The organism is Streptomyces sp. NEAU-174 (assembly GCF_052665095.1).
The window spans coordinates 15,620-30,659 of the sequence record NZ_JBQTCE010000001.1 but is presented as its reverse complement, the minus strand read 5'-3'; the positions used below and the strand labels follow the sequence as shown (position 1 = coordinate 30,659).

Genomic DNA, 15,040 nt, shown 5'->3' with positions numbered 1-15,040 from the left:
CGCTCGCGACCGGCCTACGGCAGCAGTTGGCCCCGGCGGCTCAGCAGGAACTTCTTGAAGGCCGCCACCGGGGGTGTGTCGGGGTGGCCGTCCAGCCAGGCGACGCCGATCTCGCGGACGGCGCGCGGGGCGGTGACGGTCAGCTCGGCCACGCCGGGGCGGGGGACCGCCGGGGGTGGGAGGAGGGCCACGCCGAGGCCCGCGGCGACCAGGCCGCGGAGGGTCTCCGCCTCCTCGCCCTCGAAGGCGATCCGCGGGGTGAAGCCCGCCTCGGCGCACAGCGCGTCCGTGATGCGCCGCAGCCCGTAGCCCGGCTCCAGGGTGACGAACAGCTCCGAGGCGGCCTCGGCCAGCCGGACCCGGCGGCGTCCGGCCAGCCGGTGGTCGTCGGGGACCACCAGGCGCAGCCGCTGTTCGTCCAGGCGGCGGGCGACCAGGTCGGGGGCGTCCGGGACCGGGGAGGTCAGACACAGGTCGAGGCCGCCCGCGCGCATCCGCTCGATCATCGCCTCGCCGTAGTTCTGGACCAGTTGGAAGCGCACCCGCGGATGGTCCACCCGGAAGCTCCGGATCAGACCGGGCACGGTCTCGGTCCCCAGCGTGTGCAGGAAGCCGAACGAGACCAGGCCCGCCCCGGGGTCGGCGTCGGCCCGTACGGACTCGGCGGCGCGGTCGACCTCGGCGAGGGCCCGTTCGACCGAGCGCAGGAAGGTCCGTCCGGCCGGGGTGAGCGCCACCGTACGGCCCCGGCGGGCGAAGAGCGAGACGCCCAGGTCCTCCTCCAGCCGGACCATCGCCCGGCTGAGCGTGGACTGGGGCACCCCCAGCTCCTGCGCGGCGCGGGTCACATGCTCATGGCGGGCGACGGCGGCGAACTGGGCGAGGCGCGGGGTGAGCGCGGCGGCCCAGGACTCCGCCTCGACATCTGCTGTCACCGGAATGTCGTTTTCGTAACTGATGCGTGACACGGGCGGCCCTGACCTTTACTCATGCGGCAGTGGATTGATTATCGCCATTCCGTGCATTGGACGCATCAACCGTGGATACGTACGGTCGAACCATGCCTCCTGCTGATACCAGGGCGTCCACCGGGAACCACCGCGTGGACGCCTCCGCTTCGATGTCCCCGAACCCGAACCACTCCGAGTCCGAGCGGATGGGCCCGGGCCACCCCGGCTACCTCCGGATGCGGCTCGCCCTCTTCACCGCCGGACTCGCCACCTTCGCCCTGCTCTACTCGACCCAGGCGCTGCTGCCCGCGATCTCCGACGATCTGCGGGTCCAGGCGGACCAGGCCAGCTGGAGCGTCTCCGCGGCCACGTTCGGGCTCGCGCTCGCGGTGGTGCCGCTGAGCGCGCTGTCCGAGCGGTTCGGCCGACGCGCCATGATGACCGTCTCGCTCACGGTCGCGGTCGTCCTCGCCCTGCTGGTGCCCTTCGCACCGGACCTGGGCTGGCTGATCGGGCTGCGCGCGGTCCAGGGCGCGGCGCTGGCCGGGATCCCGGCCTCCGCGATGGCGTACCTCTCGGAGGAGGTCCACCCGAAGGCGCTGATCGGCGCGATCGGGCTGTTCGTGGCCGGTAACAGCGTCGGCGGGATGAGCGGCCGGATCGTCACCGGCTGGGTGGCGGACGCCTGGGGCTGGCGGGCCGCGCTCGCCGCGGTCGGCGTGATGGCGCTGCTGTGCGCGGCGACCTTCCGGCTGCTGCTGCCCAAGGCCCGGCACTTCACCCCGGCCTCGGTGAGCCCGCGGGCGCTGGCCCGCACCCTCGCCGGGCACCTCTCCGATCCGCTGCTGTGCCGGCTGTACGCGATCGGCGCGCTGTTCATGACGGTCTTCGGCGGCGTCTACACGGTCATCGGCTACCGCCTGGTGGCCGAGCCCTTCGGGCTCTCCCAGAGCCTGATCGGCTCGATCTTCCTGATCTACCTGGTCGGCACGGTCTCCTCGGCGGCCACCGGCAAGCTGGTCGGCCGGCTCGGGCGGCGCGGCGCGCTGTACGTGGCGGTGTCCACGACGGCCGCCGGGCTGCTGCTGTCCCTGCTGAACTCGATCCCGGCGGTGCTGGCCGGTCTGGTCCTGATCACCGCGGGCTTCTTCGCGGGCCACGCGGCGGCGTCCTCGGCGGTGAGCCGTACGGCCAAGACCGGCCGCGCGCAGGCCGCGGCGCTCTACCAGGCGTCGTACTACATCGGCAGCAGCCTCGGCGGCGCGCTGGGCGCGCTCGCCTTCCACGCGGCGGGGTGGGCCGGCACGGTCACCATGGGCCTGGTGGCGGTCGGCGGCGCGGCATCGATCACGGTGTACGCGACCCGAAAGGCCCGCGCCGAACGCCGCCAGCTGTGCGGAGTGCCCGCGTAGTGCCCCGACCCGCCGTCGATCGTCTGCGGCGCCGTCGTGGCCGGTCGCGCCCACGCGGCGGAGCCGCACATCGACACAGCCCCGCGCCCCTTCAGGGCGCCTGCGATCTGCTGAGGCCGACCCCCTGAACCCGAAGGGGCCGCCCTGCCACTGTCCGGCGGGCGGCCCCTTCGCCCGTGTGGGGCCCGGTTCGTGGACAGCCGGGAGGCACCCCAGTCGCTTGACGAATTAGTTGCGCCAGATCAAGCGTTTTTTGGAGGGGTACCCGGAGGGACCCGCAGTCCGGCGGGACCCCGGCCATCGAGCACGGAAGCCGCCCCGGCGCCTACACCCACCGGCCCGGCGCCCGGCGGCGAGGCCCGCGCCCCCCACACCCTGCCCCGCTGCTCAAAGGCGCCGAAGGCGCGAGACCAAAGCCGCACCCGGCAACGGACACGGACCCCGACACGCCAGGCGCCCCCACAGCCAAGCGCTCAGCGCCCCAGATTCGCCCCGAAGCCCGCCGCCAGCGGCATCCGCAGGCCCAGCGGCGGCGGAGCCGCCAGGGCGTCGGCCACCGGACGGGAGAAGCCGGAGTGGAAGAGGGAGCCGAGGAGGAAGTCCGCGGCCAGCGCCTGCACCTCGGAGCGGTGCTGATGCAGCCCGTGTCCATCGGTGTGCACCTCGAAGCGGCACACATCGCGGTTCGCCTTCTTGGCCCGCTCCGCCAGCCGGTAGGACAGTTCGGGGTCGGTGCGCTCGTCATTCGTGCCGTGGGCGATCAGCACCTGCCGTCCCACCAGCTGCTTCACCGGCTCGGGTTCGAGCACCTCGTCCGGCGCCGGAAGCCAGGGCGCCAGCGCCACCACCGAGGCGACGGCCTCGTGCCCGGCGGCGCGCAGGGCGGCGCGCCCGCCCATGCCGTGGCCCACGAGGCAGACCGGCACGTCGCCGTAGCGCCGCACCACCTCCTCCACCGCCCAGGTGGCGTCGGACGCGGCATCCGCGGCCGCCCCGTTCCAGCCCCGGCACCGGTAGTGGACGACATGGGCGGCCAGCCCCTCCTCCCGGCCCGCCCGGACCAGCCGCCGGGCCAGCGGCAGCGTGGCGGCCACCGAGAGTCTGGACGGCCGTCTGGTCCCACTGGGCTCCCCCTCGGGGAGCAGCAGCACCACACCATGTACGGTCGTTCGCGCGGCGGCCGCGCCCATCGGCCGCCCCAGCCGTGCGCCCCGCTCGGGCAACGCTTGCTGAGCCATGGCAGAAACGATCGCAGAAGGACTGGTGTACTCCACTACCCGTGCGGGTCACTGTTCCGTATCTATCCCTCACGTTCTACGCGCGTAGGGGCTACGCTGCCCAGATGACGAGCGAGCACACCCATGAGCCCACCCCCGAACAGATCCGCCGCGCCCCCAAGGTGCTGCTGCACGACCACCTCGACGGTGGGCTGCGCCCGGGCACCATCGTCGACCTCGCGAGGGAGACCGGGTACGCCGCGCTCCCGGAGACCGAGCCCGACAAGCTGGGCATCTGGTTCCGCGAGGCGGCGGACTCCGGGTCGCTTGAGCGCTATCTGGAGACGTTCTCCCACACCGTCGGCGTGATGCAGACCCGCGACGCGCTCGTCAGGGTCGCCGCCGAATGCGCCGAGGACCTCGCCGAGGACGGCGTCGTCTACGCCGAGATCCGCTACGCCCCCGAGCAGCACCTGGAGGGCGGGCTGACCCTGGAGCAGGTCGTCGAGGCGGTCAACGAGGGCTTCCGCGAGGGTGAGCGCCGGGCCTGGGAGAACGGCCACCGCATCCGCGTCGGCGCGCTGCTGACCGCGATGCGCCACGCGGCCCGCGCCCTGGAGATCGCCGAACTCGCCAACCGCTACCGCGACCTGGGCGTGGTCGGCTTCGACATCGCGGGCGCCGAGGCCGGGTTCCCGCCCACCCGCCACCTGGACGCCTTCGAGTATCTGAAGCGGGAGAACAACCACTTCACGATCCACGCGGGCGAGGCGTTCGGCCTGCCCTCCATCTGGCAGGCGCTCCAGTGGTGCGGCGCCGACCGGCTGGGCCACGGCGTCCGCATCATCGACGACATCGAGGTCGGGGACGACGGCTCCCTCACCCTCGGCCGCCTCGCCTCGTACGTCCGCGACAAGCGCATCCCGCTGGAGCTGTGCCCGACCTCCAACCTCCAGACCGGCGCGGCCAGTTCGTACGCCGAGCACCCCATCGGGCTGCTCCGCCGGCTGCATTTCCGCGCCACCGTGAATACGGATAATCGTCTGATGAGCGGGACGAGCATGAGCGCGGAATTCCAGCATCTTGTATCAACGTTCCATTACACGCTCGACGACATGCAATGGTTCACGGTCAATGCGATGAAATCGGCCTTCATTCCTTTTGACGAACGTCTGGCGATGATCAGTGACGTGATCAAGCCCGGATACGCCGAGCTCAAGTCCGAATGGCTGTTCCGCAATGTGGCCTCCGCATCGGCTGTGACCAGGGACTCCGCACCCGAGAGCAGCTGAGCGGGCGAAGCTGGCACACGACCCGAGCGGGGTAACGGAGGCCGTTTTCGGTGTTTGCGGGCAGCCGAAATCCATGGCTACGTTTCCGTATCGGTCAAGCCCCCGTCTCAAGGACAGATTTCTGATGAAGCAGGGAACCCTCAAGACTCTCGGTGTCATTGCCCTCGGTGCCGCCGCCGTCGTCGCCGGAGGCAGCGCCGCGTCCGCGGCACCGGTCCCCGGTGGCTCCGCGGGCCGTGTCGCCGCCCCGGGGCAGCCCACCGCCGGCCAGCCCGCCGCCCCCCAGGCCAAGCCCGCCCAGGGCATGCTGAGCCAGCTCCCGCTGGGCAGCCTCGGCCTCGTCAAGCTCGGCTGAACCTCGCCTGGGCACACGGCCGGGCCGCACATCCCGAACGGGGTGTGCGGCCCGGCCATTTCCGTAGGGGTCCGTATGCGGGGCAATGCCGCAGTACGTATGCGGGGTCACCCCGCGCCGTCGGCGCGACGGGTCACCACGCCTCGCGGTAGGCGTCCTCCGCCGGAAGCAGGAACCACAGCGCGATATAGAGCAGGAACTGCGGCCCCGGCAGCAGACACGAGACCACGAAGAGCACCCGCACCGTCGTCGGGGTGGTCCCGAAGCGCCGGGCGAGACCGGCGCAGACACCGGCGATCTTCTTGTCGTGGCGGGGGCGGACCAGCGGTGCGGCCATGATGGGCACTCCTCGTCGTCGGGTGGCTCGGGAAGAGCTGGTTCCCGATGTCCTCAACGCTATGTCCGCGACCCGGAGGAGACGTCGCTCCACGGTGCGATGCCGACCCTGGGAATCGTCGGGGTCGGGGCCTGGGCGCCGTCGTTCCGGGGGAGGGGAGCCGCCCGGCCCCGGTCGGCCCGGCGGCGGAGCCGGGCCCGTACGGCGGGCACCACCAGGACATGCGCGAGGGCGACCCCGACCGTGTTCAGCAGCACCGCGTCCACGTTCATGATCTGCCCGGTCACCTCGCTGCGCAGCAGCGCGAATCCCATGGCCACCATCGCCCCGGTGAAGGCCGTACGGACCAGCGAGGCCAGCGGATACGCCTCCACCCGGCCCCCGGCCAGCGGCAGCAGCACTCCCAGCGGCGCGAGCAGCAGCAGCCCGCCTCCGATGGAACGGGCGGCCGACCAGGGGCTGAGCGCCAGATCGGCGCGGATGGTGGCCAGTGGTTCGAGGGTGGACGCGGACACCCAGGGGACGTTCACCGGTCGCAGGGTCAGCCAGCAGACGAACGAGAGGTGGGCCACGAGGAGCACGAAGCCCGCGACGCGGTAGCGGAAGGCGGCCCTGCGGCCGAAAGGACCCTGCACGAAAATCAGGACGCGGCACGCGGGGGTCGCGGTTCCGCACCCACCCCGCTGGTCAGCACCTTGTTACCGACAAGTCGCCGACCTGGGACGGGCCGGTACCAACAGGTGACGAATCAGGACACCGGGAGCCGGAATGCAAACGGGCTTTGGGAGTTCAGGACACCAGGACCCCGGAATTGACCGCGATCATCGGATTGCGGCGCATCTCCTCGGTGCACTGGTACGCCTTGAGCGGATCCCGCTGGCTGTCCGGACCGCCGAGCACCACCTTGCCGTCGTCCCCGGCCACCGTGGTGTCCGCGAAGGTGCAGACGATCTGGGCGAGCGCCAGCGACTGGATCTCCTCCGGCGGCCGGTTCAGCCGCAGCGCGCTGTCCGGGTCGCCCTTGGCCGGACCGGAGATCTCCACCCAGTCCTCGACCGCCGTGGAGAACCCGGCCGACACCTCGGCCCCCGTCGGCGGCAGCCGCAGCTGCTCCAGCAGCGCCCGGGCGACCCGCACCGGCTCGTGGGCCGTCTTCTCGTCGCCCTGCCGGGTGGTCCGGCTCACCGACAGGATCCGCGAGGAGCACAGCAGATAGATCCGTACGGAGACCCTGCCCATCCCCTCGGCCGCCCGCTCCGACTCCGGCGCCCGGCAGGACGCCCGCGAGGGCGCGGCCCCGGCGTCCACCGGCACCGAGGTGCCCCGTATCCCGCACCCGGCCGCCAGCAGCGTGACCGCGCCGGTCAGCAGGAGGACGGCCGACCGGGTCCAGCGCGCGCTCATGGCCTGCCCTCCTCGTCCCGGCCCGTGCCCGTGCCGGTGCTCTTGCCCGTGCCCTTGGCCCCGCCGCCGTCGCGCTCGCCCCCGGCGGAGCCGTCGCGCCGGCTCCCCGCGGAGCCGTCGCGGTCGCGCTCGTCCTCGGCCTCGTCGGAGGCGATCCGGGAGGCGTCCATCGGCAGCCGCAGGGTAAAGACCGCCCCGCCCTCCGGCGAGTTCGCGGCGCTGATGTCGCCGCCGTGGATATGCGCGTTCTCCATCGCGATCGACAGCCCGAGCCCGCTGCCCTCCGAGCGGGGGCGGGACGCGCTCGCCTTGTAGAAGCGATCGAAGACATGCGGCAGCACATCCTCGGGGATGCCAGGACCGTGGTCCCGGACCTTGATCAGCAGCTCATCGCCGTCGGTGCGCACCGAGACCCGTACCGGCGAGCCGCCGTGCTTGAGCGCGTTCCCGATCAGATTCGCCAGGATCACATCCAGCCGCCGGGGGTCCAGCCGGGCCACGATCCCGCGCGCCGCGTCCAGCTCCACCGCGTCCAGCCAGGCGCGGGCGTCGATGCACGCCGTCACCTGGTCGGCGACGTCGACATCGTCGAGCACCAGCCGGGCCGTGCCCGCGTCGAAGCGGGTCACCTCCATCAGGTTCTCCACCAGGTCGTTCAGCCGCCGGGTCTCGCTCACCACCAGCTGCACCGCCGGAGCGATCATCGGGTCGAGGGAGTCGGCCTCCTCCTCCAGCACCTCCGTGACGGCCGTGATCGCGGTGAGCGGGGTCCGCAGCTCATGCGACATGTCCGCGACGAAGCGCCGACTGGACGCCTCCCGCGCGGACAGCTCCGCCACCCGCTTCTGGAGCCGCTCCGCGGCCCGGTTGAAGGTGTGGGAGAGATTGGCCAGCTCATCGGAGCCGGAGACCTGGAGCCGGGTGTCGAGATGCCCCTCGCCCAGCCGGTGCGCCGCCTCCCCGAGCCGCTGCACCGGCCGCAGCACCGTGGCCGCGGCGGCCTGCGCCAGCAGCGCGGCGCCGATCAGCGCGAGCCCGGTGGCGATCCCCAGCGACCAGGCCAGGGAGTTCAGATCCTGGCGCTCGGTGTCCAGCGACTTGAGCATGTAGCCGGTCGGCCCGCCACCGTTCACCTTGGCCCCGCCGACCAGGTACGGGGTGCCGCCCAGCGTGATCCGCTGCCAGTAGAGGTGGTACGGGGCGGTGTTCCCCTTGCTCACCGGGCGCTTCTGGTCCACCGCGCGCCGCAGCGAGGAGGGCACCACATCGAGGGTGAACAGATCCTTGTCCGAGGCCGCCGGGCAGCTTCCGGCATCCTTCGTCCGGGTGATCAGCAGCACCTCGTACTTCTGGGTGTTGTCCGCCATACGGCCCGCCGCCTCCCGCAATTCGGCACAGGTGGGGACGGAGGGCAGCGGGTCGGTGTCGTCCTTCAGCGACTTGCGGAACTCGTCCAGCGCCGAGTCCTGGGTACGGGTCAGCACCGCGTCCCGGTTCAGCCAGTACGCGATGGCGGACGCGGACACGGCGGCGGTCAGCGCCACCAGGCCGAAGACCAGCATCAGCCGCAGCCGGAGGCTGAACCACCGCAAGAGCCCCGCGGCCCAGCCCCGGGCCCGACCGGGCTCATCGCTCACTGCGCTCAATTGCGTACTTCTCCGCCCCCGTGCGCGCGGCACATATTGCTCACTGTGGCGTGTCCAGCCGGTACCCGACCCCACGCACCGTACGGATCAGCGTCGGCGACGACGGTACGTCCTCCACCTTCGCGCGCAGCCGCTGTACGCATGCGTCGACCAGCCGCGAGTCGCCGAGGTAGTCGTGCTCCCACACCAGCCGCAACAGCTGCTGCCGGGACAGCGCCTGCCCAGGGCGGCGGCTGAGCTCCAGCAGAAGCCGCAGCTCGGTGGGGGTGAGCTGGAGATCCTCACCGTTCTTGGTGACCGTCATGGCCGCGCGGTCGATCAGCAGATTGCCGAAGGCCGCGGAGTCGTTGGCCTCCCGCTCCCCGCGCCGCAGCACCGCGCGGATCCGGGCGTCCAGCACCCGGCCCTGGACGGGTTTGACCACGTAGTCGTCGGCACCGGACTCCAGGCCGACCACGACGTCGATGTCATCGCTGCGCGCGGTCAGCAGGATGATCGGCAACTGGTCGGTACGGCGGATCCGGCGGCACACCTCGAAGCCGTCGATCCCGGGCAGCATCACATCGAGCACGATCAGATCCGGCCGCTGCTCACGCAGCAGTTTCAGGCCGTCCTCGCCCGTCGCCGCGGTCGCCACACGGTGGCCCTGGCGAGACAGCGAGAGTTCGAGGGCCGTGCGGATGGCGTCGTCGTCCTCGATCAGCAACAGGAAAGGCACGTTGGTCATTCTGGCCTACAAGGGGCCTGTAGTTCGACCGTCAGGGGTTTATCGGTCCGATCGCCTGTGACGAGCCTGTGACAGTCGACAGACACCCCCATGAAACTGGCCCGGCAAAGTCTTCTGTGCACCGGGCGGAACGACACCGGCCGGGGCAGCCAGAACCAGACCGACCAGGCTCCATCGACGGGGGGCGCGAAATGAGCACACTGCACTTCTCCACCACCAGCGCAGTTCGCACGCGCCTCCACGACGCCGGGCGGGGCAATGAGAAGTCCGGTGCCGTGAGCGGGCGGGGGTGCGCTCGCGGCGCCGGGCGTCAGCGGCCTCCTTACATGGTGGCCATTGACGCGATCACGGGGGACAAGGAGGCCGGCACCGGCCTCGGGGGGGACAACGGGGGACCGGGGGGCCACGGGGGAGGCTCGTACGGGGAGGCAGAGGGGGAGCGGCGCACCACGTCGGAGGCGGAGTTCACCGCCTATGTCCAGGAGCGCCGCGCCTCCCTGTACGCAACCGCCTACCACCTGACCGGTGACCGCTTCGAGGCCGAGGACCTGCTCCAGAGCGCGCTGTTCTCGACCTACCGGGCCTGGGACCGGATCAGTGACAAGGCGGCGGTCGGCGGCTATCTGCGCCGCACCATGACTAATCTGCACATCAGCGCCTGGCGTCGGCGCAAGCTCAACGAGTACCCGACGGAGGAGCTGCCGGAGACGGTGGGCGACCACGACGCGATGCGCGGCACCGAGCTGCGCACCGTGCTGTGGCAGGCCCTGGCCCGGCTCCCCGAGTTGCAGCGCACGATGCTGGTGCTGCGCTACTACGAGGGCCGGACGGATCCGGAGATCGCGGATATCCTGAACATCAGCGTCGGAACGGTCAAGAGCAGCATCTGGCGCTCGCTGCGCCGGCTGCGCGAGGACGAGACCCTCAGCTTCGGCCGTGACGAGGAGGAGTCCTTCGGCGAACTGGTCGCCTGACGGCGGCGGGGACGATCGAAGGCGGGGGAAAATCGGGGGATACGGGGGAAATGGGAGGGAGAAATCGGGGGAGCACGGGGGAAACAGGTGCGAGGCCGGACAGCCGAGGGGGGATGTCCGGCCTCGCACCTTTTTGGCGGCGTGGCCACGCGGTCATGCGGCCATGAGGTCATCCGGCCATGAGGTCTGCGGTTATACGGTCATGCGGTTATACGGACGCCTTCTGGCCGGGGGCGGGGATCCGCTCTCCCGCCGCCGCTATCCGGCCCAGAGCCACGCCCTTGCCGCACGCGTACGCGCCCAGTGCCGTCTGCCGGGCCACGATCCCGCGCTCCGCGCGCATCAGCCGCCAGCCGCGCCGCAGCAGATAGAGCGCGGGCTTACGGCCCTCCCGGAGGTCGCGCAGCAGCCTGCGCCGGAACGTGGTGGACGGGCGGCCGCGCAGACAGATCGCGTCCGCGAGCACCCCGAGGTCGGCACACCGCCCGACGATGTCGGCGGCGAAGATCCCTTCGGCGATGAGCAGCGGCGCCCACCCGATGTCCAGCGTCTCCTCGCCGACCCGGGCGCTGGTCGCGATGTCGTACAGCGGCACGGTGGTTCGTGACGTACGGCACAGCTCCTCGATGGCCGCGACGGCCGCGTCCGCGTCCCAGGACAGCGGCGAGTCCCAGTCGGCGCCCCCGCCGTCGGGGAGTTGGGGGAGCGTCGGGTCGCCGCTCTCCTTGTAGAAGTCGTCGAGGTTGAGCACGGGCAGCCCGGTGCGGGCCGCGAGGGAGGACTTGCCCGAACCCGAGGGGCCGGAGAGCAGGACGACACGGGCGGAAGGCGGTTGGCTGGTCACGGAACACCAGTGTGACGCATCCTTTCGCACGCGTGACCCCCGCGTAACCGTCAACCTAACCGGCGGCTCAATCACCCATGTGGCCCTGCCCCGCCGTCAGACGACCGCGCGCGGCCGTTCCGCCGCCGCCGTACGGGCCGGGCGGGTCCGGGGGCCGAAGACCGCCAGGACGAGGGCGCCCAGGAGCCAGGTGCCCGCGATGAAGTAGAAGACGCTCTGATAGCCGGTGCCGTGGTAGAGGGCCGCGATGATCAGCGGCCCCGCGGCGTTGGAGAGCCGGCCGAGTCCGTAGGAGACGCCCGTGCCCAGTGAGCGGCCCCGGGTGTCGAACAGCTCGGGGGAGTAGGCGTACCCCAGGGCCGTGTAGCCGCGTTCGAAGAGGTTCACCAGGAAACCGAAGACCACGATCAGGGCCGGGTTGAAGGTCAGTCCGTACAGCAGACCGCACAGCGAGATCACCGCGCCGAAGGCCACCAGGCACCATTTGCGTTCGAACCGGTCGGTGACCAGGGAGGCCAGGAACGAGCCGAGCGGCGCGCCCACGGTGGTGAGCGCCACGTAGAAGACCGACTTCTCGACGCTGAAGCCCTCCTTGGCCAGCAGGGTCGGCGCCCAGCTCGAGTAGCCGAAGAAGCCGATGGTCTGGGTCACCCACAGGACGGTGAGCAGCGCGGTCGGACCGAGGTACCGCTTCTTCAGCAGGAGGCGGGGCGACGCCTTGGCGGGCCGGGTCTCGTCGATCGGCGGCGCGGGCTCGGGGAGCGGGCCCTTCTCGGCGGCGACGCGGGCCTCGATCTGGCCGAGTACCGCCTCCGCCGCGTCGTACTCGCCCCGGCTCTCGTGCCAGCGGGGGGACTCCTTGAGGTGCCGGGTGAAGAGGACGAAGAGGAGGCCGAGCGAGCCCCACAGATAGACCAGCCGCCAGGACCAGTCGCTGAGCGGTACGACGGCGCTGGCGATGAGGTTGGTGGCCGGGGTACCGCAGATGCCGATGACGATGGCGTACGCCTGGAACTTGCCGCGTACGGCGGACGGGTACAGCTCGTTGACGTAGATCACCGCCACGACGGTCATCGCGGACAGCCCCGCCGAGGTCAGCACCCGGAAGACGCCCAGCGAGACGACGTCCCAGGAGAAGGCCGAGGCGAGCGAGCAGACCCCGAACCACAGCGTGGTCTGGATCAGCGCCTTCTTGCGGCCCCAGCGGTCGGCGAGGGTGCTCGCGACCACGGAGCCGATGAACATGCCGACGAATGACAGCGAGGTGACGTAGGCGATCTGGTCGACCGTGATGCCCCAGAGGTCGATGAGCTGGGGAGCGGTGGTGGCGAAGGTGTTGATGTCCGCGAACTCGAAGAAGTAGGCGAACGAGACGGCCAGCAAGGTGAGCTTGTGAAACCGGGAGATGGGGAGTCTGTCCAGCCGGTTCACCGCATTGGAGTGCTGCATGGGCGGCCCTTGTCGAAGAGGCGGGGAGGGGGACGGAGCGGGGGTTTCGGAGGCGTCGGAGGCGTCGGAGGCGCCGGGGGAGGCGGGGAAGCGGGATCAGGCGCCTTCGCCGGGCCAGTAGAGCCGCATGGGGTTGTCGACCAGCAGCTTCCGCCGCTGCTCGGGGGTGAGCGCCACCTGGGGCACGTAGTCGACCAGCAGCCCGTCGTCGGGCATATGGGCGGTGAGGTTGGGGTGCGGCCAATCCGTGCCCCACAGCACCCGGTCGGGGAACTCCTCGATCGCGCGGCGGGCGAAGGGCACCACATCGGCGTACGGGTGCGGCTCGGCGTTCAGGGCCGGGGGCCCGGTGACGCTGAGCCGCTCGGGGCAGGTCACCTTGACCCACACCTCATTGCGTTCGGCGAACCGCAGGAAGCGGGTGAAGTCCGGTCCGCCGACGGGTTCGGTCACATCGGGCCGACCCATGTGGTCCACGACGAGCGGGGTGGGCAGGGAGCTGAAGAAACGTTCCAGCTCGGGTAGGTCGGTGCCTTCGAAGTAGAGGACGACATGCCAGCCGAGCGGGGCGATCCGCCGGGCGACGGCGGCCAGCGCGTCCTGGGGCGCGGCGTCGGCCAGCCGCTTCAGGAAGGTGAAGCGCACCCCGCGCACCCCCGCCGCGTCCAGCCGGCACAGCTCGGCGTCGGTGACATCCGGGCGTACGGTCGCGATGCCGCGCGCCCGTCCGCCGGACGCCTGGACGGCGTCGACCATGGCGCTGTTGTCCGCGCCGTGACAGGTCGCCTGGACGATCACATTGCGGGCGACCCCGAGGTGGTCGCGGAGGGCGAAGAGGTCGTCCTTGCCGCCGTCGCAGGGCGTGTACTTCCGCTCGGGCGCGAAGGGGAACGCGGCCTGCGGGCCGAAGACATGGCAGTGGGTGTCGACGGTGCCCGGCGGGAGGGCGAAGGCGGGCCGGGACGGGGCGGGGTGCCAGTCCAGCCAGCCCGGGGTCTTGGGGGAGAGCGTGCTCATGAGGGCTCCTCTGGGCGGGTGGGTGGCGGGGCTGCGGTCGTCAGCGGGGGATGTGCGCGTCATCTCAGCGGCCCTGCTTCGTCAGCAGGGCGTCCAGACGCGGGTAGACGGTGCGGGCGTTGCGTTCGAAGACGCCGGTCAGGTCGTCCGGCGGCAGCCCGGCGGCCTCGGCGTAGCGGCGGGTGTCGTCGAAGTGCCGGCCGGTCCGGGGGTCGATGTCGCGGACCGCGCCGATCATCTCCGAGGCGAAGAGGATGTTCCGGGCCGGGATGACGTCGAAGAGCAGGTCGATACCGGGCTGGTGGTAGACGCAGGTGTCGAAGAAGACATTGCCCAGGACGTGCTCCTCCAGGGGCGGCTTGCCGAGCGCCATCGCCAGCCCGCGGAACCGGCCCCAGTGGTACGGAACGGCGCCGCCGCCATGCGGGATGATCAGCCGCAGGGTGGGGAAGTCGGCGAACAGATCGCCCTGTACGAGCTGCATGAACACCGTCGTATCGGCGTTGAGGTAGTGCGCCCCGGTGGTGTGGAAGGCGGGGTTCACGCTGGTGCTCACGTGCACCATCGCCGGAACGTCGTACTCCACCAGCTTTTCGTAGATCGGGTACCACGAGCGGTCCGTCAGCGGCGGGGCCGTCCAGTGGCCGCCCGAGGGGTCGGGGTTGAGGTTGACCGCGACGGCCCCGTACTCCTCCACGCAGCGGACGAGTTCGGGCACGCAGGTGGCCGGATCGACGCCCGGTGACTGCGGGAGCATCGCGGCGGGGGCGAAGCGCTCCGGGTACAGCGCGCTGACGCGGAAACAGAGCTCGTTGCAGAGCGCCGCCCACTCGGAGGAGGTGTGGAGATCGCCGATGTGGTGGGCCATGAAGGACGCCCGGGGCGAGAAGACCGTCAGGTCGATGCCGCGCTCGTCCATCAGCCGCAGCTGATTCGGCTCGATGCTCCGGCGCAGCTCGTCGTCGCCGATGCGGAGGTCGGTGCGGGTGGGGGTGCGGGCGGGGTCGGTGAGTCCGTCGATCTGCTGGGTGCGCCAGGCCTTCAGCGCGGGGGGCGCGGTGGTGTAGTGGCCGTGGCAGTCGATGATCATTCGGGGTTCCTTCGTGGCGTGCGGTTCCTCGCAACCTAACTGTCGATGAAATTGTTGACAATATGTGCGACGAAAAATGCCCCGTGAAGGAGGGCGGCGGGGGTGACGCCTGCGGCGGGCTGCTCCCCTCCCCCGCCCCTTCCCACAACTGGGGCTCCGCCCCAGCCCCCGGCTGGTGGTGGCTGGCCGCGGCGGCGGCCGGTTCGCCGGCCCGCCGGGGTCCAGGGGCGGGGCGGAACTGGGGCTCCGCCCTGGGTGCCGGTCGGGTCGCGGGGGGCGCGGTCTGCGCCCTGGTCGGTGGGGGCTGGTCGCGGTGGCGGTCGGTT

Annotated in this window: 15 protein-coding genes; 4 read left to right on the top strand and 11 right to left on the bottom strand. The window is 71.4% G+C overall.

Going from position 1 to position 15,040, the window contains the following annotated elements; all coding sequences use genetic code 11:
- Positions 1–14 precede the first annotated feature (14 nt).
- Positions 15–968: a LysR family transcriptional regulator gene (locus ACT2CW_RS00135; protein WP_182472515.1), complete on the bottom strand. Its 954-nt coding sequence runs from the start codon at positions 966–968 to the stop codon at positions 15–17.
- A 92-nt stretch (positions 969–1,060) separates the two neighbouring features.
- On the opposite strand from ACT2CW_RS00135, the gene ACT2CW_RS00130 reads away from it, so the two are divergent.
- The gene (locus ACT2CW_RS00130) at positions 1,061–2,362 is read left to right on the top strand and encodes an MFS transporter (protein ID WP_445515079.1); all 1,302 of its coding nucleotides are present in this window, start codon (positions 1,061–1,063) and stop codon (positions 2,360–2,362) included.
- A gap of 473 nt (positions 2,363–2,835) precedes the next feature.
- Here the strand turns inward: ACT2CW_RS00130 and ACT2CW_RS00125 are convergent, their stop codons facing one another.
- Entirely contained in the window at positions 2,836–3,600 is a 765-nt protein-coding gene (locus tag ACT2CW_RS00125; RefSeq protein ID WP_138915238.1) for an alpha/beta hydrolase, read from the bottom strand.
- A 104-nt stretch (positions 3,601–3,704) separates the two neighbouring features.
- Here ACT2CW_RS00125 and ACT2CW_RS00120 point away from each other — a divergent pair, with 104 nt between their 5' ends.
- Positions 3,705–4,871: an adenosine deaminase gene (locus ACT2CW_RS00120; protein WP_414081657.1), complete on the top strand. Its 1,167-nt coding sequence runs from the start codon at positions 3,705–3,707 to the stop codon at positions 4,869–4,871.
- 124 nt (positions 4,872–4,995) lie between these two features.
- Complete coding sequence (locus ACT2CW_RS00115; RefSeq protein WP_445515078.1) at positions 4,996–5,226, top strand: ATP-binding protein; 231 nt, start codon at positions 4,996–4,998, stop codon at positions 5,224–5,226.
- 133 nt (positions 5,227–5,359) lie between these two features.
- Here the strand turns inward: ACT2CW_RS00115 and ACT2CW_RS00110 are convergent, their stop codons facing one another.
- The 5 genes from ACT2CW_RS00110 to afsQ1 all read right to left on the bottom strand — a co-directional run bounded on the left by ACT2CW_RS00110 (position 5,360) and on the right by afsQ1 (position 9,331).
- Positions 5,360–5,563, bottom strand: coding sequence for a PspC domain-containing protein (locus tag ACT2CW_RS00110; protein WP_445515077.1), 204 nt, complete (start codon positions 5,561–5,563; stop codon positions 5,360–5,362).
- Positions 5,564–5,622: 59 nt separating this feature from the next.
- Positions 5,623–6,198, bottom strand: a complete 576-nt coding sequence (locus ACT2CW_RS00105; protein ID WP_445515076.1) for a VanZ family protein — start codon at positions 6,196–6,198, stop codon at positions 5,623–5,625.
- 154 nt (positions 6,199–6,352) lie between these two features.
- Positions 6,353–6,967 (bottom strand): hypothetical protein, encoded by a 615-nt coding sequence (locus ACT2CW_RS00100; protein WP_086880614.1) that lies wholly within the window; start codon positions 6,965–6,967, stop codon positions 6,353–6,355.
- A complete protein-coding gene (locus ACT2CW_RS00095; protein WP_445515648.1) occupies positions 6,964–8,529 on the bottom strand; it encodes a sensor histidine kinase in 1,566 nt (521 codons plus the stop codon). Before ACT2CW_RS00095 ends, ACT2CW_RS00100 begins: the two co-directional genes overlap by 4 nt.
- A gap of 124 nt (positions 8,530–8,653) precedes the next feature.
- Complete coding sequence (gene afsQ1 / locus ACT2CW_RS00090) at positions 8,654–9,331, bottom strand: two-component system response regulator AfsQ1 (protein ID WP_171072689.1); 678 nt, start codon at positions 9,329–9,331, stop codon at positions 8,654–8,656.
- A 200-nt stretch (positions 9,332–9,531) separates the two neighbouring features.
- Between afsQ1 and ACT2CW_RS00085 the strand changes: the two genes are divergently transcribed.
- Entirely contained in the window at positions 9,532–10,314 is a 783-nt protein-coding gene (locus tag ACT2CW_RS00085; protein ID WP_164431122.1) for a SigE family RNA polymerase sigma factor, read from the top strand.
- A 208-nt stretch (positions 10,315–10,522) separates the two neighbouring features.
- On the opposite strand, the gene ACT2CW_RS00080 is transcribed toward ACT2CW_RS00085, so the two are convergent.
- From ACT2CW_RS00080 to ACT2CW_RS00065, 4 genes are all read right to left on the bottom strand, one after another.
- Complete coding sequence (locus tag ACT2CW_RS00080; protein ID WP_445515075.1) at positions 10,523–11,158, bottom strand: ATP-binding protein; 636 nt, start codon at positions 11,156–11,158, stop codon at positions 10,523–10,525.
- A 96-nt stretch (positions 11,159–11,254) separates the two neighbouring features.
- On the bottom strand, positions 11,255–12,607 hold the full coding sequence (locus ACT2CW_RS00075; RefSeq protein WP_445515074.1) for an MFS transporter: 1,353 nt from the start codon (positions 12,605–12,607) through the stop codon (positions 11,255–11,257).
- 96 nt (positions 12,608–12,703) lie between these two features.
- Positions 12,704–13,624 (bottom strand): amidohydrolase family protein, encoded by a 921-nt coding sequence (locus ACT2CW_RS00070; protein WP_445515073.1) that lies wholly within the window; start codon positions 13,622–13,624, stop codon positions 12,704–12,706.
- Positions 13,625–13,688: 64 nt separating this feature from the next.
- Positions 13,689–14,714 carry an amidohydrolase family protein gene (locus ACT2CW_RS00065; protein WP_445515072.1) on the bottom strand — a complete coding sequence of 342 codons (1,026 nt, stop codon included), beginning with the start codon at positions 14,712–14,714 and terminating at the stop codon, positions 13,689–13,691.
- Between the last annotated feature and the right edge of the window lie 326 nt (positions 14,715–15,040).